At 58.6% G+C, this 19,907-nt stretch carries 18 protein-coding genes and 1 tRNA gene; 1 reads left to right on the forward strand and 18 read right to left on the reverse strand.

What is annotated here, in order from left to right; all coding sequences use genetic code 11:
• Positions 1 to 68: 68 nt before the first annotated feature.
• From rpsO to rlmE, 13 genes are all read right to left on the reverse strand, one after another.
• Positions 69 to 338: a 30S ribosomal protein S15 gene (gene rpsO / locus ACSQ17_RS04705; RefSeq protein ID WP_436067785.1), complete on the reverse strand. Its 270-nt coding sequence runs from the start codon at positions 336 to 338 to the stop codon at positions 69 to 71.
• Positions 339 to 543: 205 nt separating this feature from the next.
• Positions 544 to 1,464, reverse strand: coding sequence for a tRNA pseudouridine(55) synthase TruB (gene truB / locus ACSQ17_RS04710; protein ID WP_436067786.1), 921 nt, complete (start codon positions 1,462 to 1,464; stop codon positions 544 to 546).
• A 4-nt stretch (positions 1,465 to 1,468) separates the two neighbouring features.
• A complete protein-coding gene (rbfA, locus tag ACSQ17_RS04715; RefSeq protein ID WP_436067787.1) occupies positions 1,469 to 1,876 on the reverse strand; it encodes a 30S ribosome-binding factor RbfA in 408 nt (135 codons plus the stop codon).
• A 108-nt stretch (positions 1,877 to 1,984) separates the two neighbouring features.
• Entirely contained in the window at positions 1,985 to 4,477 is a 2,493-nt protein-coding gene (gene infB, locus ACSQ17_RS04720; RefSeq protein ID WP_436067788.1) for a translation initiation factor IF-2, read from the reverse strand.
• A 27-nt stretch (positions 4,478 to 4,504) separates the two neighbouring features.
• The gene (nusA, locus tag ACSQ17_RS04725) at positions 4,505 to 5,986 is read right to left on the reverse strand and encodes a transcription termination factor NusA (protein ID WP_436067789.1); all 1,482 of its coding nucleotides are present in this window, start codon (positions 5,984 to 5,986) and stop codon (positions 4,505 to 4,507) included.
• A 67-nt stretch (positions 5,987 to 6,053) separates the two neighbouring features.
• Complete coding sequence (gene rimP, locus ACSQ17_RS04730; protein ID WP_436067790.1) at positions 6,054 to 6,515, reverse strand: ribosome maturation factor RimP; 462 nt, start codon at positions 6,513 to 6,515, stop codon at positions 6,054 to 6,056.
• A gap of 300 nt (positions 6,516 to 6,815) precedes the next feature.
• Positions 6,816 to 6,901: transfer RNA gene (locus tag ACSQ17_RS04735), tRNA-Leu, on the reverse strand.
• Positions 6,902 to 6,940: 39 nt separating this feature from the next.
• Positions 6,941 to 7,324, reverse strand: a complete 384-nt coding sequence (gene secG / locus ACSQ17_RS04740; RefSeq protein ID WP_233686446.1) for a preprotein translocase subunit SecG — start codon at positions 7,322 to 7,324, stop codon at positions 6,941 to 6,943.
• Positions 7,325 to 7,328: 4 nt separating this feature from the next.
• The gene (gene tpiA / locus ACSQ17_RS04745; protein ID WP_436067791.1) at positions 7,329 to 8,084 is read right to left on the reverse strand and encodes a triose-phosphate isomerase; all 756 of its coding nucleotides are present in this window, start codon (positions 8,082 to 8,084) and stop codon (positions 7,329 to 7,331) included.
• Positions 8,085 to 8,149: 65 nt separating this feature from the next.
• Entirely contained in the window at positions 8,150 to 9,487 is a 1,338-nt protein-coding gene (gene glmM, locus ACSQ17_RS04750) for a phosphoglucosamine mutase (protein WP_436067792.1), read from the reverse strand.
• An 18-nt stretch (positions 9,488 to 9,505) separates the two neighbouring features.
• A complete protein-coding gene (folP, locus tag ACSQ17_RS04755; RefSeq protein ID WP_436067793.1) occupies positions 9,506 to 10,357 on the reverse strand; it encodes a dihydropteroate synthase in 852 nt (283 codons plus the stop codon).
• An 8-nt stretch (positions 10,358 to 10,365) separates the two neighbouring features.
• Positions 10,366 to 12,282, reverse strand: a complete 1,917-nt coding sequence (gene ftsH / locus ACSQ17_RS04760) for an ATP-dependent zinc metalloprotease FtsH (RefSeq protein WP_436067794.1) — start codon at positions 12,280 to 12,282, stop codon at positions 10,366 to 10,368.
• Between the two features lie 181 nt (positions 12,283 to 12,463).
• Positions 12,464 to 13,087, reverse strand: a complete 624-nt coding sequence (rlmE, locus tag ACSQ17_RS04765; protein ID WP_436067795.1) for a 23S rRNA (uridine(2552)-2'-O)-methyltransferase RlmE — start codon at positions 13,085 to 13,087, stop codon at positions 12,464 to 12,466.
• Between the two features lie 102 nt (positions 13,088 to 13,189).
• Here rlmE and yhbY point away from each other — a divergent pair, with 102 nt between their 5' ends.
• Positions 13,190 to 13,501: a ribosome assembly RNA-binding protein YhbY gene (yhbY, locus tag ACSQ17_RS04770; protein WP_108489543.1), complete on the forward strand. Its 312-nt coding sequence runs from the start codon at positions 13,190 to 13,192 to the stop codon at positions 13,499 to 13,501.
• Between the two features lie 48 nt (positions 13,502 to 13,549).
• Here yhbY and ACSQ17_RS04775 read toward each other — a convergent pair whose 3' ends face one another.
• The 5 genes from ACSQ17_RS04775 to dapB form a co-directional block, all read right to left on the reverse strand.
• Positions 13,550 to 13,996, reverse strand: a complete 447-nt coding sequence (locus tag ACSQ17_RS04775; protein WP_436067796.1) for a DUF4149 domain-containing protein — start codon at positions 13,994 to 13,996, stop codon at positions 13,550 to 13,552.
• Complete coding sequence (gene greA / locus ACSQ17_RS04780; protein ID WP_233686438.1) at positions 13,968 to 14,444, reverse strand: transcription elongation factor GreA; 477 nt, start codon at positions 14,442 to 14,444, stop codon at positions 13,968 to 13,970. Before greA ends, ACSQ17_RS04775 begins: the two co-directional genes overlap by 29 nt.
• A complete protein-coding gene (gene carB / locus ACSQ17_RS04785) occupies positions 14,441 to 17,662 on the reverse strand; it encodes a carbamoyl-phosphate synthase large subunit (protein ID WP_436067797.1) in 3,222 nt (1,073 codons plus the stop codon). The genes greA and carB overlap by 4 nt, the downstream gene beginning before the upstream one ends.
• Before the next feature lie 36 nt (positions 17,663 to 17,698).
• Positions 17,699 to 18,847, reverse strand: a complete 1,149-nt coding sequence (gene carA, locus ACSQ17_RS04790; RefSeq protein WP_436067798.1) for a glutamine-hydrolyzing carbamoyl-phosphate synthase small subunit — start codon at positions 18,845 to 18,847, stop codon at positions 17,699 to 17,701.
• A 208-nt stretch (positions 18,848 to 19,055) separates the two neighbouring features.
• On the reverse strand, positions 19,056 to 19,859 hold the full coding sequence (dapB, locus tag ACSQ17_RS04795; RefSeq protein ID WP_436067799.1) for a 4-hydroxy-tetrahydrodipicolinate reductase: 804 nt from the start codon (positions 19,857 to 19,859) through the stop codon (positions 19,056 to 19,058).
• Positions 19,860 to 19,907 lie beyond the last annotated feature (48 nt).

The raw sequence follows: 19,907 nt of genomic DNA on the forward strand, positions 1-19,907 counted from the left end.
AAAGCAAAAGCTGGAAGCAGGGTAAACCCCACTTCCAGCTTCGGCAGTCAGCTACGCGTAAGCATTGCTTAGCGACGCAGACCCAGGCGACCGATCAGGGCGCTGTAACGACTAACGTCCTTACCCTTCAGGTAATCCAGCAGTTTACGACGCTGGTTAACCATGCGGATCAGGCCACGACGCGAGTGGTGGTCTTTACCGTTGGCCTTGAAGTGGCCTTGCAGCTTGTTGATGTTGGCGGACAGCAGTGCAACTTGCACTTCCGGGCTACCGGTGTCGCCAGCAGCTTGCTGGTAGTCAGTTACGATTTGGGCTTTTTCTTCAGCGCTGAGTGCCATGGGGCAATCCTCTCAGTTAGGCAACTGCCGAAACAGTCGCAATAGGCCGGGAATCGCTTCCCGTGTTTTTAAAGTGAGGTATGACCGCGCCTATTAACAGCCACCCTCGATACACGCAGACCAGAGCCGAAACCCCTTGCCTGCGCTACGGTCTTGCTGACCGAATCCAGCACTGCAGGCCCGAGGCCCGCAGCAGCAACCCAGGCTAGGCCTTGGTTGAAATCAATCGACGCGGCGCAATACGCCCGTCTTCGCTCACTTCACCGATACCGATAAAGCGACCGTTGTGATCCTGCACCCGAACCATGCCAAACTTCGGCGCTTCCGGGGCGCGTACCGGCTGACCTTGCAGCCAGTAGAACGAACTGTGCTCGGAGAACTGCAGCAACGGCCAATGTTGCAAACCGCTGTCGACCGGTTGCAGGAACTGATCAACCGCTTCGTTGCCACCTTCAGCGTGCACCCGCTCAAGCTCTTCAAGCGTTACGGTACGGCTAAGATCGAAGGGGCCCGCTTTGGTTCTGCGCAGCTCGGCAACGTGTGCACCGCAACCCAACAGGTAACCAATGTCCTCGACCAGGGTGCGAATATAAGTGCCTTTGCTGCAATCAACTGCCAGGCGCGCTTGCTCTGCCTCGCAGTCCAGTAATTCCAGGCGCGCAATAGTAACAGAACGCGGCTCGCGCTCCACTACTTCGCCAGCACGGGCCAGCTTGTAAAGGGGTTGGCCATCACGCTTGAGCGCCGAGTACATCGGCGGTATCTGACTGATTTCACCACGAAATTGCGGCAGCAGCGCTTCGATATCGGCGCGACCAACGGTCACCGCACGACGCTCCAGCACTTCACCTTCGGCATCCGCGGTGGTGGTGGTGACGCCCAATTGCATCAGGGTTTCATAGCCCTTGTCGGCATCCAGCAGGTACTGGGAGAACTTGGTCGCCTCACCGAAGCACAGCGGCAATACGCCGGTGGCCAGCGGATCAAGGCTACCGGTGTGCCCGGCTTTCTCGGCATTCAGCAACCAGCGCACTTTCTGCAACGCGGCGTTGGAACTAAAGCCCTTGGGCTTATCCAGCAGAATGATGCCATCGACGGCACGACGAATACGTTTCACCTGAGCCACGTGCTTACTCCTTGGCCTCGGTGGGTGCATCGTCATGCTGACGGTCTTCGCTGACCGCACGCTCGATCAGTGCCGACAGCTGCGCACCCCGGATGACGCTCTCGTCATAATGGAAACGCAGGTTCGGCACGCTGCGCAGCTTCATCGCCCGGCCCAACTGCATGCGCAGAAAGCCACTGGCATCGTTGAGCACCTTGATGCTCTGCGCCACGCTGTCCACGCCTTCTTGCGGCTCACCACCCATGACGGTGACATACACCTTGGCATGGCTGGAGTCGCGGCTGACTTCCACCGCCGTGACGGTCACCAGACCACCCAGGCGCGGGTCTTTGACTTCCATACGGATCAACTGCGCGAGCTCGCGCTGTATCTGGTCGCCGATGCGCTGGGCCCGGCTAAATTCTTTGGCCATTTCTACTACCTTCACTCGTCACGCTGCCACAAAAAGCAGCGGACCTAAAAGCGGCAAACGCCCGGCCGCGCAAAAGCGGGGCCGGGCGCTGCGTGTTGCGACTCGTACTTACAGGCTGCGAGCCACTTGGACTTTCTCGAACACCTCGATCTTGTCGCCGACCTTGACGTCGTTGTAGCTCTTCACGCCGATACCGCACTCCATGCCGTTACGCACTTCGGCAGCATCGTCCTTGAAGCGACGCAGGGATTCCAGCTCGCCCTCGAAGATCACCACATCGTCACGCAGGACGCGGATCGGACGGTTACGGTAAACCGTACCTTCGACCACCATACAACCGGCAATCGCACCGAACTTCGGCGAACGGAACACGTCACGCACTTCGGCGATACCCAGAATATTCTCGCGAACATCGCTGCCGAGCATACCGGTCAGGGCTTTCTTGACGTCTTCGATGATGTCGTAGATCACGTTGTAGTAACGCATATCCAGACCTTCCTGCTCGACGATCTTGCGCGCGCCAGCATCGGCACGCACGTTGAAGCCGAACAGTACAGCGTTAGAGGCCAGCGCCAGGTTGGCATCGGACTCGGTGATACCACCAACGCCGCCACCGACCACACGCACTTGCACTTCATCGTTACCCAAGCCGCTGAGCGAGCCTTGCAGCGCTTCCAGCGAACCACGGACGTCGGATTTGAGGACGATATTGAGCGTCTTCTTCTCTTCCTGGCCCATGTTCTCGAAGATGTTTTCCAGCTTGCCGGCGTGGGCACGGGCCAGTTTCACTTCGCGGAACTTGCCTTGGCGGAACAGAGCGACTTCACGGGCCTTCTTCTCGTCAGCCAGTACGCTCATGTCGTCGCCGGCATCCGGGGTGCCGTCCAGGCCGAGAATTTCGACCGGGATTGACGGACCCGCTTCTTTGATCGGCTTGCCGTTCTCGTCGAGCATGGCGCGGATACGACCGTAGTTGGAACCGATCAGCACCATGTCGCCTTGACGCAGAGTACCGTCCTGAACCAGTACGGTCGCCACCGGGCCACGGCCCTTGTCGAGGCGCGACTCAACCACCACACCACGCCCCGGAGCCGACGGCGTAGCTTTCAGTTCGAGGATCTCTGCTTGCAGCAGTACGGCTTCGAGCAGCTCGTCGACGCCGGTACCGACTTTCGCCGAAACCGGTACGAACGGCGTATCACCGCCCCACTCTTCCGAGGTCACGCCGTGCACCGACAGCTCGCTACGAATGCGGTCAAGGTCAGCGCCCGGCTTATCGATTTTATTCACCGCAACGACCAGTGGAACGCCAGCTGCCTGGGCATGCTGTACGGCTTCAATGGTCTGCGGCATTACGCCGTCGTCCGCTGCAACCACCAGAATCACGATGTCGGTAGCCTTGGCACCACGGGCACGCATAGCGGTAAACGCGGCGTGGCCCGGGGTGTCGAGGAAGGTCACCATGCCACGCTCGGTTTCTACGTGGTAGGCACCGATGTGCTGGGTGATACCGCCGGCTTCGCCAGCGGCCACCTTGGCGCGACGGATATAGTCGAGCAGCGAGGTTTTACCGTGGTCAACGTGACCCATTACGGTCACAACCGGCGCACGGGCAAAGGTCTCGCCTTCGAACTTCAGCGACTCCGCCAGGGAATCTTCCAGAGCCGTGTCGCTGACCAGAGTAACTTTGTGACCCAGCTCTTCAGCAACCAGTTGGGCAGTTTCCTGATCCAGCACCTGGTTGATGGTCGCAGGGGTCCCCAGCTTGAACATGAACTTGATGATTTCCGCGGCCTTGACCGACATCTGCTGAGCGAGATCGCCCACAGTGATGGTTTCGCCGATCTTCACATCACGCACGATTGGCCCAGTTGGGCTCTGGAAACCGTGCTGGTTACGTTTCTTCAGTTTGGCCTTGCCACGACCACCGCGACGGAAGCCATCGCTTTCCTCGTCAATGGTGCGCGGAGCAACGCGCGGTGCCGGTGCCTTCTCTTTAACCGTCGGACGATGCTGAGTAGTCTTGCGCTCACCACCACGACGATCGGCATCATCATTGCGTGCCTTGTCTGGACGACGTGGCTCGTCTTTCTTGCGTTCTTCGACAACCGGCGCAGCAACCACTGGCAGCTCGACATCCACAACTGGAGCGGCTTCAACAGGCGCTTCAACAGCAGCAGGCGCGGCAGCCGGACGCTGAGCTTCTTCAGCAGTGCGTTGCTTGGCTTCTTCTTCGGCCTTCAGACGCGCCGCTTCGGCAGCCGCACGCTGCTCAGCCAGCTCACGCTGCTTCTCGGCTTCGATCTCTTCAGCGCTGCGCTTGACGAAGGTCTTCTTCTTGCGCACTTCAACACTGATGGTCTTGCTGCCGGCAACCCGCAGGGTGCTGGTGGTCTTGCGCTGCAAGGTAATCTTGCGAGGCTCTTCGACCTTGTCGCCGTGACTGCTCTTGAGATGGGCCAACAGGGCCTGCTTCTCACTGTCGGTCACCGCCTGTTCAGCACTGCTGTGTGGCAAACCCGCCTCACGCATTTGCTGCAACAGTCGTTCAACCGGCGTATTGACCACTTGGGCCAGTTCTTTAACCGTGACTTGCGTCATGCATTCCTCTCCTCAGGCCGCTACTGCTTACTCGAACCAATGGGCTCGAGCGGCCATGATCAACTTGCCGGCTCGCTCAGCGTCGATACCGTCGATGTCGAGCAGGTCATCAATCGACTGCTCGGCCAGGTCTTCGCGGTTAATAACGCCGCGCACTGCCAGTTCATGCGCAAGCGCCTTATCCATACCCTCAAGCGAGAGCAGGTCTTCGGCTGGGTGGGCATCTGCCAGCTTTTCCTCGTTGGCGATGGCTTTGGTCAGCAGGCGATCTTTGGCGCGAGCGCGGAGCTCGTTGACGATATCCTCGTCGAAGCCATCGATGCTGAGCATCTCTTCCATCGGTACGTAGGCAATTTCTTCAAGGCTGGTGAAGCCCTCTTCGACCAACACCTGAGCCAGCTCCTCGTCGACTTCCAGCTCGTCAATAAAGCGCTGCAGGATGTCGCCTGTTTCCGCCTGCTGTTTGGCCTGAATGTCCGCCTCGGTCATGACGTTGAGGGTCCAGCCAGTCAGCTGACTGGCCAGGCGCACGTTCTGACCGCCACGGCCAATGGCCTGAGCAAGGTTGTCTGCGCCAACGGCGATGTCCATAGCATGGGCATCTTCGTCAACAATGATGGCGGCCACTTCGGCCGGGGACATGGCGTTGATCACGAACTGCGCGGGATTGTCGTCCCACAGCACGATGTCGACACGCTCACCGGCCAACTCACCGGATACCGCCTGCACACGCGAACCGCGCATGCCGATACAGGCACCTTGCGGATCAATACGCTTGTCTTTGGAGCGCACGGCCAGCTTGGCGCGCGAACCTGGATCACGGGACGCGCCCATGACCTCGATCAGTTCTTCAGCGATTTCCGGCACTTCGATACGGAACAACTCGATCAGCATTTCCGGCGCAGTACGCGACAGAATCAGCTGCGGGCCACGGTTCTCGGTACGGATTTCCTTGAGCAGCGCGCGCAGACGCACACCAACGCGGAAGGTTTCGCGGGAGATGATGTCTTCGCGAGCCAGCATCGCTTCGGCATTATTGCCCAGGTCGACGATCACGCTGTCGCGAGTGACTTTCTTCACGGTGCCGGAGATGATTTCACCCAGACGCTCGCGATAGGCCTCGACCACCTGAGCACGCTCAGCTTCGCGAACCTTCTGCACAATCACTTGTTTGGCGGTTTGTGCAGCAATGCGGCCGAATTCGATGGATTCGATCTTCTCTTCCAGCACATCGCCGACTTTGGCGTTGGCTTCAACCGCACGCGGCATGTCAGTGGTGACCTGGTGTGCAGGGTCATCAAAGTCACTTTCTTCCACCACCGTCCAGCAGCGGAATGTTTCATAGCTGCCTGTCTGGCGATTGATCACCACACGCAGCTCGACTTCGTCCTCAAAACGCTTTTTGGTAGCAGTGGCCAAAGCCAGCTCCAGCGCTTCAAAAATTACGCCCGCCGGTACGCCCTTTTCATTGGACACCGACTCAACAACCAGCAGTACTTCTTTGCTCATCGTACGCCTCGCCTTTCGCAATCCATTGGATCCGCGCTATCCGCGCCACTTGCGCGGGACCCGCGTCTCAATCAAATCTGGGGATAATATTGGCCTTGTCGATCATTTCGATCGGCAACAGGAACTCGTGGTCATCCACCTGCACTACCACATCCTGCTCTTCCACACCGCGCAGAAGGCCCTGGAAGTTGCGCCGCCCCTCAAAAGGCGAACGCAGCTTGATCTTGACCTGCTCACCGACATGGCTGGCGAACTGTTCAAGGGTGAACAGTGGCCGATCCATACCTGGCGATGACACCTCAAGGGTGTACTCGGCGCTGATCGGATCCTCGACATCGAGCACACCGCTGATCTGCCGACTGACAATTTCACAGTCTTCGATCACCACGCCGTCAGGCTGCTTATCAATATAAATTCGCAGCAGAGAATGCCGCCCTTGTGACAGGAACTCGACACCCCAACATTGGTAGCCAAGAGCCTCGACTACCGGGGCCACCAAGGCCTGCAACTGTTCTAGCTTGCTCGACACCTGAACCCCTCGCGCATGCTGTAAAAATAAAAAATGGGCGAATAGCCCATCATCAAACCGCCCTCTAAAGGCCGGCAAAGCTGTCGCCCAGCTAGCAAAAAGCCCCTTAAAAGGGGCTCCTCTGCAACTCAATGCGGGGGCCGGTTTAACCCAGCCAGCAACGGACTCACATCCGAGGAGCGACTTTACTGCTCAATCCCACATCAAAGCTGGGGCCGGATTATACGACTTAACCCAATCAAGGGTCAATCGAAGCTCCAGCAACAAAAAGGCCCGCATCCAGCGGGCCTTTCTGAAAATTGGTACCGAGGAGGGGACTCGAACCCCTACAGCCTATGGCCACTACCACCTCAAGGTAGCGTGTCTACCAATTCCACCACCTCGGCAAAATGGTTTGTTGCGTAATACGTAATACGTGCTGCTATTTACTGCTGCTCAGGAGCCTGAGGTACGTCTGCCGCTTCATTAGCCGGCTTAGCTGCATCCAGAACAGGTACATCTTCAACAGCTGGCTTAGCCTGTTGTACTTCCAAGACTGCTGGATCAGGCAAACCAACCTGAGCCATACCATCAGCTTTGTCTTTAGCAAAGAACGCTAAGCCCAAGCTAGTCATGAAAAAAGCGGTGGCGAGTATAGCAGTAACTCGACTCAAAAAGGTAGAGGAACCTTGACTACCAAATACAGTAGCGGAAGCACCCGAACCGAAAGACGCACCCGCGTCAGCGCCCTTACCTTGCTGCAGCAAAACCAGCGCAACAACACCAATGGCACCCAGCAGATGAAGAACAACGATAACTGTTTCCAGCATTTTCTCAGCTTCCTGCGGCACGACAGATCGCACCGAACTCATCCGCATTCAGAGAGGCTCCACCTACAAGCCCCCCATCGATATCCGGCATACCGAACAACTCGGCAGCACTGGCGGCCTTGACGCTGCCACCATAAAGAATTCTTACCTTGCCAGCCAGCTCAGCACTTTTCGCCGCCAACTGCGCCCGAATCGCCGCATGAACTTCCTGAGCTTGCTCAGGTGATGCAGTCAATCCAGTGCCTATTGCCCAAACCGGCTCATAAGCAATAACTGCGTCGGCAAATACATCAACACCCAAACTGTCAGTCACTGCAGCCAACTGCGCAGAGACCACATCAAGGGTCTGACCCGCCTTACGCTCAGCCAGGGTTTCCCCCACACAAAGCACCGGCAATAAACCCGCAGACTGCACCGCAGCAAACTTGCGCGTTACAACCTCATTGCTCTCAGCCAGCAACGACCTGCGCTCAGAGTGACCAATCAGCACCAACGAGCAACGCGCATCCGCCAATTGGCTTGCCGCCACCTCACCCGTCAAAGCACCCTGCTGCGCTTCAGTCGCGCAATCCTGCGCACCGACTGCAACAACCTTACCTGCCAGACCATCAACAACCTGGGCTATATGCAGGCAAGAAGGAAAAACCACAACATCCACACCAGCAGGCAAGACCTGCTGGTTGAGACCGTTGATCAGCTCTGCGACGCTGGCGCGGGTACCGTGCATTTTCCAGTTACCAGCAACCATTGGGCGACGCATGCTTTACCTCGTCGGTCAAAGAGGGCGCAGATGTTACCCAACAGCTTACCGACTGGCAAGCCGAATCAAGCACATACATCCGCAACAACTTTAGCCAATTCATCGGCATAGCCGCGAACCAGGCTTTCATCGTCACCTTCAACCATGACACGCACCAAGGGCTCGGTACCCGACTTGCGCAACAAAACACGACCACGCCCCGCCATCTGCTCGGTCACCCGAGCACTGGCCTCCTGCACAGCAGGATGCTCCAGCGGATCGACGCCCCCAGCAAAACGCACGTTAACCAACACCTGCGGGCATTTCTGCATCCCCAGCCGCGCCTCTCCCAGCGTCTGCCCACGACGCTTGAGCGCCATCAGCACCTGCAACGCCGCAATGATCGCATCGCCGGTAGTAGTGTGCTGCAAGCACAACAAGTGCCCCGAGTTCTCACCACCCAATTGCCAATTACGCGCCAACAGCTCAGCGATCACATAGCGGTCACCGACCTTGGCCCGAGCAAACGGAATACCCAGATCAGCCAAGGCCAGCTCGAGCCCCAGATTACTCATCAGCGTGCCAACCACACCGCCTTGCAGCTTGCCGCGCTCCAGCAGATCGCGAGCAATGATGAACAGCAGCTCATCGCCATCCACCAGTGCACCGGAGTGATCAACCATCAACACGCGATCCGCATCGCCATCGAAGGCGATACCCAGATCCGCCTGCTGTGCCAGCACCTCAGCCTGCAGTGCCTCGATGTGCGTAGAGCCACAGTTGTCATTAATGTTCAGGCCGTTTGGCTGTGCTGAGAGCACAGTGACCTGCGCACCCAACTCACGGAAAACACTTGGCGCAACCTTGTAGGCGGCACCATGCGCACAATCCACCACAACCTTCAGCCCTGCAAAGCTGGTGCTGCTTGGCACGCTACTTTTGCAGAATTCTATATAGCGCCCAGCGGCATCATTGATCCGCGACACCTTACCCAACTGCTCGGACTCCACCACACTCATCGGCGTATCAAGCAATTCTTCGATCATCAACTCGATCTCGTCCGGCAGCTTGGTGCCCTGCCCCGAGAAGAACTTGATGCCATTGTCATGGTGTGGATTGTGCGAAGCACTGATAACGATACCGGCCTCGGCATGAAAGGTCCGGGTCAGGTAAGCAATGGCCGGGGTTGGCATCGGCCCCAATAGCATCACATCGGCACCCGCAGCAGACAGACCGGCCTCCAGAGCAGACTCGAACATATAGCCGGAAATGCGCGTGTCCTTGCCAATCAGGATGCGGCACTTGCCCTGTTTGCGGAACGCCATGCCGGCCGCCCAGCCGAGTTTGAGCATGAAATCCGGTGTGATAGGGAAATCGCCCACTCGCCCACGGATGCCGTCGGTACCAAAATATTTTCTCGCCATCCCGCCAATCCCTCTAACTTATTCTGCCGCTTCAACTGCGGCGATCATGCGCACAACATCAACCGTTTCCGCCACATCATGCACGCGCAGGATGTGCGCACCTTTGCTGAGAGCCAGAGCAGCCAACGCCAAGCTGCCATACAAGCGCTCACCAACCTCCTGACCCAGCACCTTGCCAATCATGCTCTTACGCGAAACGCCGACCAACAGAGGCCGACCGAGCGCATGCAGGACATCCATATGTTTGAACAGCGACAGATTGTGCTCCAGGGTTTTCGCAAAGCCAAAACCCGGATCAAGCAGGATCCGCTCAACCGGGATCCCGACCGCCGCGCAGGCACTCATCCGTTCAGCAAGAAAATCACACACCTCAACCAGCACATCGGCATATTGTGGGCTGTCCTGCATAGTGGTCGGTTCGCCACGCATATGCATCAAGCACACGGGCAAACCGCTGTCGAGTGCTGCATCGAGAGCACCATCGCGCTGCAATGAGCGCACATCATTGATCAAGCCAGCTCCCAGCCGCGCAGTTTCCCGCATGACAGCCGGCGTCGAGGTATCCACCGAGATAATCACATCCAGTTCGGCAGCAATGGCCTCAACAATCGGCGCAACCCGCTCCAATTCCTCAACCGGAGAAACTGCGCGCGCGCCCGGGCGGGTAGACTCGCCACCGACATCAATCAGCGTCGCACCAGCCCGCAACATCGCTTCAGAATGACGCAAGGCTGCGTCGCGCTGACCGTAGCGCCCACCATCGGAGAAGGAGTCTGGGGTTACGTTGAGGATGCCCATCACTTGCGGACGGCTTAAATCAAGAAACCGGCTGCCACAGGGCAGCCGGTCAAAGGTAGGCACAACGGACATGGAGAACCTTAATGCTCAGCGGCAGGGCCACCAATGGGCTTTTCCGCAGACTCGGCGATTTCAATAGGGGCAGTCGGCGTGCCGTTATTGTCATCACCACCCTGCCAGCCTTTGGGCTCACGTGGCGCCAGGCCATTCATGATGTCGTCGATCTGCTCAGCATCGATGGTCTCGTACTTCATCAGCGCTTCAGCCATGGCATCAAGCTTGTCGCGATTTTCCACCAGCAATTTTTTCGCAGTGGCGTAGCACTCATCAATGATGCGACGAACTTCCTCATCGATCAGCTTGGCAGTCTCACCGGAAACGTTGCTGGCCTGGCTGCCCATGCTGCGACCGAGGAAAACTTCACCCTCTTCTTCGGCATACATCAGCGGGCCGAGCTTTTCCGACAAGCCCCACTTGGTGACCATGTTCTTGGCCAATTGGGTGGCGCGCATGATGTCGTTGGAGGCACCGGTAGTGACGCCATCGAAGCCCAGGGTCATTTCTTCAGCGATACGACCACCGAACAGCGAGCAGATCTGGCTAGTTAGCGCACGTTTGCTCAGGCTGTAGCGATCTTCCTCCGGCAGGAACATGGTCACACCCAGCGCACGACCGCGCGGGATGATGGAAACCTTGTAGACCGGGTCATGCTCAGGCACCAGGCGACCGACGATGGCGTGACCCGCCTCGTGGAATGCGGTATTGAGCTTCTCCTTATCGGACATGACCATGGTCTTGCGCTCGGCACCCATCATGATCTTGTCTTTGGCCAGCTCGAACTCTTTCATCTCGACCAGGCGTTTGCCGGCACGAGCAGCGAACAACGAAGCCTCGTTGACCAGGTTGGCCAGGTCAGCACCGGAGAAACCAGGTGTACCACGGGCAATTACTGCCGGCGCAACGTCTTCGCCCATAGGCACCTTGCGCATATGGACCTTGAGAATCTGCTCACGACCACGGATATCCGGCAAGCCAACGACCACCTGACGATCAAAGCGACCTGGGCGCAGCAACGCCGGGTCGAGTACGTCAGGACGGTTGGTGGCGGCGATGACGATGATGCCGTCATTCATCTCGAAACCGTCCATCTCTACCAGCAACTGGTTGAGGGTCTGCTCGCGCTCGTCGTGACCGCCGCCCATGCCGGCACCACGATGACGACCGACGGCGTCGATTTCGTCGATAAAGATGATGCAAGGAGCGTGTTTCTTCGCCTGCTCGAACATGTCGCGCACGCGGGATGCACCGACACCGACAAACATTTCAACGAAGTCAGAACCGGAAATAGTGAAGAACGGCACCTTGGCTTCGCCGGCAACCGCCTTGGCCAGCAAGGTTTTACCGGTACCCGGCGAGCCGACCATCAGCACGCCACGCGGAATGCGGCCACCCAGACGTTGGAACTTGCCCGGATCACGCAGGAATTCGACCAGCTCGCTGACTTCTTCCTTGGCCTCGTCGCAACCGGCGACGTCAGCAAAGGTAGTCTTGACCTGATCCTCAGACAGCAAACGCGCCTTGGACTTGCCGAAGCTCATCGGCCCGCCCTTACCGCCAGCGCCGCCCTGCATCTGGCGCATGAAGAACATGAACACCGCGATGATCACCAGAATCGGGAAGCTGGCCACCAGCAGTTGAGTCCAGATGCTCTGCTGCTCAGGCTGTTTGCCAACGATCTCGACGTTGTTGTCCATCAGATCCTTGATCAGGCCGTTGTCCTGAATCGCTGGACGCACAGTCTCGAACGACGAGCCATCGATACGCGTACCGCTGATGGTGAAACCATCCACGGTCACGCGCTTGACGCTGCCGCCCTGGACCTGCTGAATAAATTCCGAGTAGTTGAGTTTGTTCGACTCACTCGGGCTGGAGAAATTGTTCATCACCGTCACCAAGACGGCGGCGATGATCAGCCACAGGACCAGATTCTTTGCCATGTCGTTCAATTAACTACCCTCTGAAGCAGGCCCCGTGCCGAAGCGCACTTCGCATGACGACCAGTTATGTACCGATCTAACTTACTACACAACGCCCACCCCTGGCAGACGCCGTCTGTAACCCTTTATTTGTTCTAGGACCGCAAAGCCCCGGAACAATTCGCCGCCTTAGCAGCAGCCATCAGGCGCCGCGGAAACCACGCGCCAGCAGGTATTGCTCGCGCGAACGATCGCGCGAAGAGAGCGGCTTGCGCATCTGCACCTTGTCGAACATCTGGCGCACCTGTTTGTGGTACTGATCGAAGCCTTCGCCCTGGAAGATCTTGATCAGAAAATCACCACCCGGCCGCAAGACTCGCGCCGACAGATCCAGAGCCAGCTCACACAGGTACATGGCGCGCGGCTGATCCGACTCCCGTACACCACTCATATTGGGGGCCATATCGGAAATCACAAGGTCTACCTGATTATCCCCGATGGCATCGAGGATCTGCGCGAACACCGCATCATCAGTAAAGTCGCCCTGAATGAAGGTGACATCCGGGATGCTGTCCATCTCCAGAATATCTGACGCGATCAACCGCCCTTTGTCACCGATCACCCGACTGGTGACCTGCGACCAACCGCCAGGCGCTGCGCCCAGATCGACTACAGTGATGCCAGGTCTTAGGATGCGGTCCTTTTCCTGGATTTCCAGCAGCTTGTAGCTGGCGCGCGAACGATAGCCGTCCTTCTGCGCCATTTTCACGTAGGGGTCGTTGAAATGCTCTTTCAGCCAACCTTGACTGGTCTTGGAACGGGCCACGCAATACCTCGAACTGTGCAACGCATGAATATCTGGGCGGCCCCGAAGGCGCTCGGGTAAACTAGTCGCCGTTTTTACCAGATTAAATGCAGGAATCAGATTATGCCGCTCACTCAAGAGCAGAAGAAACAATTCAAATCTATCGGCCACCACCTGAAGCCTGTATTGATCGTGGCGGACAACGGTTTGACCGAAGGTGTGCTGGCTGAACTGGAGCGCGCACTGAGCGATCATGAACTGATTAAAGTGCAATTACGCATCATCGAGCGCGAAGATCGCCTGGCCGCCATCAGCGAGCTGTGCAAAGCCGGCAATGCCGAGACCGTTCAGGTGATCGGCAAGATGGCACTGATCTACCGCAAGAACCCCAAGGTGAACAAGAACCTGTCCAACGTGCACCGCCACCAAGGCTGATGCACCTGCATGGCAAGGCGCGCAGCGTCTTGTCATGCCCCTTTCCGGCTAGAGCCTGCGTCGCAACCGATCTGGCACCGGCTGTAGCACCAGCAGCAAACCGCAGAACGCCATCACCAGATAGCTGAACATCAACCACAGTTCAGCCTCTGGCAACAGTTGGCGCACCGCAAAATAGCTACCTGCCATCGCAGCCACAACCAGCAGCAGTTGGCCGCGCATATCCCGCCACAAGCTACTCAACCGTTCGGCACGCAGCAGAACCAGCACCTGCACCGCCACGCAAATGGCACTCAGACCCACCAGCAAAGGGCGCAGGGTGTTACCGATTTCCTCGACCAACAAAGACGCCAGGCCCATCTTGCTGATCGCGGGTAGCAGCAAAAAGTGCAGCAACCACAGGCCGCCGACCCAGAGTACCTGGAGCAGCAGCCAGCTGATTGCGCCGGCATCGCGCGCGCCGGGCTTAGAGATGGCGAACCTCGACAATCTCATACTCAAGCGCGCCGCTGGGGGTCTGCACGACAACCACATCACCTTCGCTCTTGCCGATCAGGGCACGGGCAATGGGTGAACCGACAGAAATCTTGCGCTGTTTGATGTCCGCTTCGTCTTCACCGACGATCTGGTAAACCACGCTTTCATCGGTCTCGCAGTTGGCGATTTCCACGGTAGTGCCGAAAATCACTTTGCCGGTGTGCTCAATGGTGGTGACGTCGATGATCACCGCATTCTGCAGACGACCTTCGATATCACGGATACGCGCCTCGACCATGCCCTGCTGCTCGCGCGCGGCGTGGTATTCGGCGTTTTCCTTTAGGTCACCCAGCTCGCGCGCGGTGCCGATGTCCTGACTGAGCTTGGGACGCACCACCTTGGTCAGGTGCGCCAGCTCTTCTTCCAGGGCGCGCGCGCCCTGGACGGTCATGGGGTATTTGGTCATGCCTTGATTCCTGCATGCAGATCCTGCAGCCGGCGCACGGTCTTCTCGGGACCGAATTTCAGCGCCTCGCAGATCGCCTGCCCCGCCGCGATGGTGGTGGTGCAGTAGATCTTGTGCTGCAGAGCGTTACGACGGATGGAGTAGGAGTCAGCGATGGACTGACGACCTTCGGTGGTGTTGATGATCAGGGTGACTTCGTCATTCTTGATCATGTCGACCACATGCGGACGGCCCTCGGTCACCTTGTTGACGCGACGCACAGGCAAGCCAGCCGCTTCGATCAGCTTGGCAGTGCCGGCGGTGGCGACCACTTCGAAGCCCAGACCGATCAGGTCACGGGCCACGTCCGCCACCAGCGGCTTGTCGTCGTCACGCACACTGATAAAAGCGCAGCCAGAGTTCGGCAGAATCTCGCTGGCACCCAGCTGAGCCTTGGCGAAGGCTTCACCGAAGGTATCGCCAACACCCATCACTTCACCGGTGGACTTCATCTCTGGGCCGAGGATCGGGTCAACGCCTGGGAACTTGGCAAACGGGAACACTGCTTCCTTGACACTGAAGTACGGCGGAATGATTTCCTGAGTGTAGCCGGCATCGGCCAGCGACTTGCCAGCCATGACGCGGGCAGCCACCTTGGCCAGCGAGACGCCGACGCACTTGGAGACGAACGGCACGGTACGCGAGGCGCGCGGGTTCACTTCGATGACGAAGATGTCCTCACCTTGCACGGCCATCTGCACGTTCATCAGACCGACCACACCGAGCTCCAGGGCCATTTTCTTGACCTGGTCACGGATCTCGTCCTGGATGTGCATCGGCAGCGAGTACGGCGGCAGCGAGCACGCCGAGTCACCGGAGTGCACGCCGGCCTGTTCGATGTGCTGCATGATCGCACCGATCACCACGCTTTCGCCGTCACACACCGCATCCACGTCCACTTCAATGGCGCAGTTGAGGAAGTGGTCGAGCAGCACCGGGCTGTCGTTGGACACTTTCACCGCTTCGCGCATGTAACGCTTGAGTTCGTCTTCTTGATAGACGATCTCCATGGCACGGCCGCCCAGAACATAGGATGGGCGCACCACCAGCGGATAACCGATGGTCTTGGAGTGTGCCAGTGCTTCGTCTTCGCTGCGCGCAGTGGCGTTGGCCGGCTGACGCAGACCGAGACGCTGGACCATCTGCTGGAAGCGCTCGCGGTCTTCGGCGCGGTCAATGGCGTCTGGCGAAGTACCAATGATCGGCACACCGGCTTCTTCCAGGGCGCGGCAGATTTTCAATGGAGTCTGGCCACCGTACTGGACGATCACACCTTTCGGCTGCTCGACGCGGACGATTTCCAGCACGTCTTCCAGGGTCACTGGCTCGAAGTACAGGCGATCAGAGGTGTCGTAGTCGGTGGAGACGGTTTCCGGGTTGCAGTTGACCATGATGGTCTCATAGCCGTCTTCACGCATGGCCAGCGCGGCGTGTACGCAGCAGTAGTCAAACTCGATGCCTTGACCGATACGGTTGGGGCCACCGCCGAGGATCATGATCTTGTCGCGGGTCGACGGATTGGCCTCGCACTCTTCCTCGTAGGTCGAATACATATAGGCGGTGTCGGTAGCGAACTCGGCAGCGCAGGTATCGACGCGCTTGTACACCGGTAGCACTTTCAACTTGTGACGGTGGCTGCGCAGGTTCTTCTCGGTCACACCCAGCAGCTTGGCCAGACGGGCATCGGAGAAGCCTTTGCGCTTGAGCTTGTACATGGCATCGCGGTCGATGCTGGACAGGCCGAGGGTCTTGACCCGCTCCTCGTCCTTGATCAGGTCTTCGATCTGTACCAGGAACCATTCGTCGATATTGGTCAGCTGGAAGACCTCCTCGACGGTTTTACCGGCGCGGAAGGCATCCGCCACATACCAGATACGGTCGGCACTAGGCACGGTCAGTTCGCGGCGCAGGGTGCTTTCCGCTTCCGGATCGTTCAGATCGAGCTTCGGATCGAAGCCGGCCACACCAACTTCCAGACCGCGTAGGGCTTTCTGCAGGGACTCCTGGAAGGTACGGCCGATGGCCATGACTTCACCCACAGACTTCATCTGGGTGGTCAGGCGGGCGTCGGCTTTCGGGAATTTCTCGAAGGCGAAACGCGGGATCTTGGTCACGACGTAGTCGATGGCCGGCTCGAACGAAGCCGGAGTGCGACCGCCGGTGATGTCGTTGCTCAGCTCGTCGAGGGTGTAACCGACAGCCAGCTTGGCGGCGATCTTGGCGATCGGGAAGCCGGTAGCCTTAGAAGCCAGCGCCGAGGAACGCGACACGCGCGGGTTCATCTCGATAACGACCATGCGGCCAGTGTTCGGGCAAATACCGAACTGCACGTTGGAGCCGCCGGTTTCCACGCCGATCTCGCGCAGCACCGCCAGGGAGGCGTTACGCAGGATCTGGTATTCCTTGTCGGTCAGGGTCTGAGCCGGCGCCACGGTGATCGAGTCACCGGTGTGCACGCCCATCGGGTCAAAGTTCTCGATGGCGCAGACGATGATGCAGTTGTCCTTCTTATCGCGGACCACCTCCATCTCGTATTCCTTCCAGCCGATCAGCGATTCGTCGATCAGCAGCTCGCTGGTCGGCGACAGATCCAGGCCGCGGGCGCAGATTTCTTCGAACTCTTCACGGTTGTAGGCGATGCCGCCGCCGGTGCCGCCCATGGTGAAGGACGGACGGATAATGCAGGGGAAGCCCACTTTTTCCAGTACGCCGTAAGCTTCTTCCATGTTGTGGGCGATGCCGGAAACCGGGCAGGCCAGACCGATGTCTTTCATCGCCTTGTCGAAACGCGAGCGGTCTTCGGCCTTGTCGATGGTGTCGGCGTTGGCACCGATCATCTCGACGCCGAATTTCTCCAGGATGCCGTGCTTTTCCAGGTCCAGGGCGCAGTTCAGCGCAGTCTGGCCGCCCATGGTCGGCAGCAGCGCGTCCGGGCGCTCCTTCTCGATGATCTTGGCCACAGTGGACCACTTGATCGGCTCGATGTAAGTGGCGTCCGCCATGGCCGGGTCGGTCATGATGGTGGCGGGGTTGGAGTTGACCAGGATGACGCGGTAACCCTCTTCTTTCAGCGCTTTACACGCCTGGGCACCGGAATAGTCGAACTCGCAGGCCTGGCCGATAACGATCGGGCCAGCGCCGAGGATCAGGATACTTTTAATGTCTGTACGTTTTGGCATGGTTCTTACTCGAATCCTTGGGTCAGTCGGCGTGGCTTAGCGGCGCTTGGCCATGGCTTCGATGAAGCGGTCGAACAGCGGAGCCACGTCGTGCGGGCCCGGGCTCGCCTCGGGGTGACCCTGGAAGCTGAAGGCGTCCTTGTCGGTGCGCTCGATACCCTGCAGGGTGCCGTCGAACAGCGACTTGTGGGTGGCACGCAGGTTGGCCGGCAGGCTCGGCTCGTCCACGGCGAAACCGTGGTTCTGGCTGGTGATCATCACCACACCGGTCTTCAGGTCCTGTACCGGGTGGTTGGCACCGTGGTGACCAGTGCCCATTTTCACGGTTTTGGCGCCGGAGGCCAGGGCCAGCAGTTGATGACCGAGGCAGATACCGAATACCGGAATCTCGGTCTGCAGCACGTCCTTGATTGCCTGGATGGCGTAATCGCAAGGCTCGGGGTCGCCAGGGCCGTTGGAAAGGAACACGCCGTCCGGGTTCAACGCCAGTACTTCGGCAGCCGGAGTCTGCGCCGGCACCACAGTCAGGCGACAACCGCGTTCGACCAGCATGCGCAGGATGTTGACCTTGACGCCGTAGTCATAGGCGACTACGTGGTACTTGAGCTCGCTGGCCGGGATTTCTGGATGGCTGTCGTCTTTCAGGTTCCATACGCTGGAGCGCCACTCGTAGCGCTCGGTGCAGCTGACCACCTTGGCCAGATCCATGCCCTTCAGGCCAGGGAAGCTGCGCGCCAGTTCCAGGGCTTTTTCCTCGGTGGCGTCATCGCCCACCAGGATGCAGCCGTTCTGCGAGCCCTTTTCACGCAGGATGCGGGTCAGACGGCGGGTATCAATCCCGGCGATGGCCACGGTGCCGTTTTCTTTCAGGTACTCATCCAGCGGCTGTTTGTTGCGCCAGTTGCTGGAGATCAGTGGCAGGTCACGGATGATCAGGCCGGCGGCCCACACGCGATTGGACTCGGCATCTTCCGGCGTGGTGCCGGTGTTGCCGATATGCGGGTAGGTCAGGGTAACGATCTGCTGGGCATAGGAAGGATCGGTAAGGATTTCCTGATAGCCGGTCATGGCGGTGTTAAAAACCACCTCTCCAATAGTCTGGCCATCGGCACCGATGGCCTCGCCGCGAAAAATACTGCCATCAGCAAGAGCCAAAATGGCAGGTTTAAGGGCTGGCTTACTCAAGAAAACCTCCGAAAATCAAAACGTGAAGCAAACGCAGATTGTAAAAAAGCGGGATGACGTATCGACCGTCATCCCGCTTCTTTATCTGATTCATTCTGCGCAACTTTAGTGGACACACTAAAGCAGAAAGCTTACAGGAAAGTCCTTTTTCGGTCCACCGCCAGTTGCAGGCAAGACGCAGTTAACTGCGTCCCTGCGACAGCATGCCTCAGTTCAGACCGAGAACATCCTGCATGTCGTACAGCCCCGGCTGGCGACTCTGCAGCCACAGCGCCGCACGCACAGCGCCTTTAGCGAAGGTCATACGGCTCGACGCCTTGTGGGTGATTTCCACGCGCTCACCATCGGCGGCGAACAGCACGGTGTGGTCGCCCACCACATCACCGGCACGCACCGTGGCGAAGCCGATGGTTTCACGCTCACGCGCACCGGTCTGACCTTCCCGACCATAGACCGCGACTTTCTGCAGATCGCGGCCCAGGGCATTAGCCACTACCTCACCCATACGCAGGGCAGTGCCGGACGGTGCATCGACCTTGTGCCGATGGTGGGCTTCGATGATTTCGATATCCACGTCATCACCCAGCACCCGTGCTGCGGTATCGAGCAACTTCAGGCACAGGTTGACGCCAACACTGAAGTTGGCAGCAAACACGATCGGAATTTGCTTACCGACCTCAGCCAACAACTGCTTTTCTTCCGGGGAAAAACCGGTGGTGCCGATCACCATGGATTTACCGGCCTGACGGCAGATTTCCAGGTTCTTCAGGGTGACCGATGGGTGAGTGAAATCGATCAGCACATCGAACTGATCGAGCACCGCGTTCAAATCACCCGCCAGATTGACGCCAATCTTGCCCTGCGCCACCAGCTCACCGACATCTGCACCAACCAGACTGCTATCGGCACGGTCAATCGCCGCACTCAGGCGTGCGCCATCGACCAGCTGCACAGCCTCAATCAGGGTTTTGCCCATGCGCCCGGCGGCGCCCATCACAGCAATACGTTGCATAACCATCCGCTCCAAGCTGTCGCCACAGACTGCAGCCGCCGTTTAGCG

Source organism: Pseudomonas sp. LjRoot71 (assembly GCF_964253255.1).
Lineage (GTDB): Bacteria > Pseudomonadota > Gammaproteobacteria > Pseudomonadales > Pseudomonadaceae > Aquipseudomonas.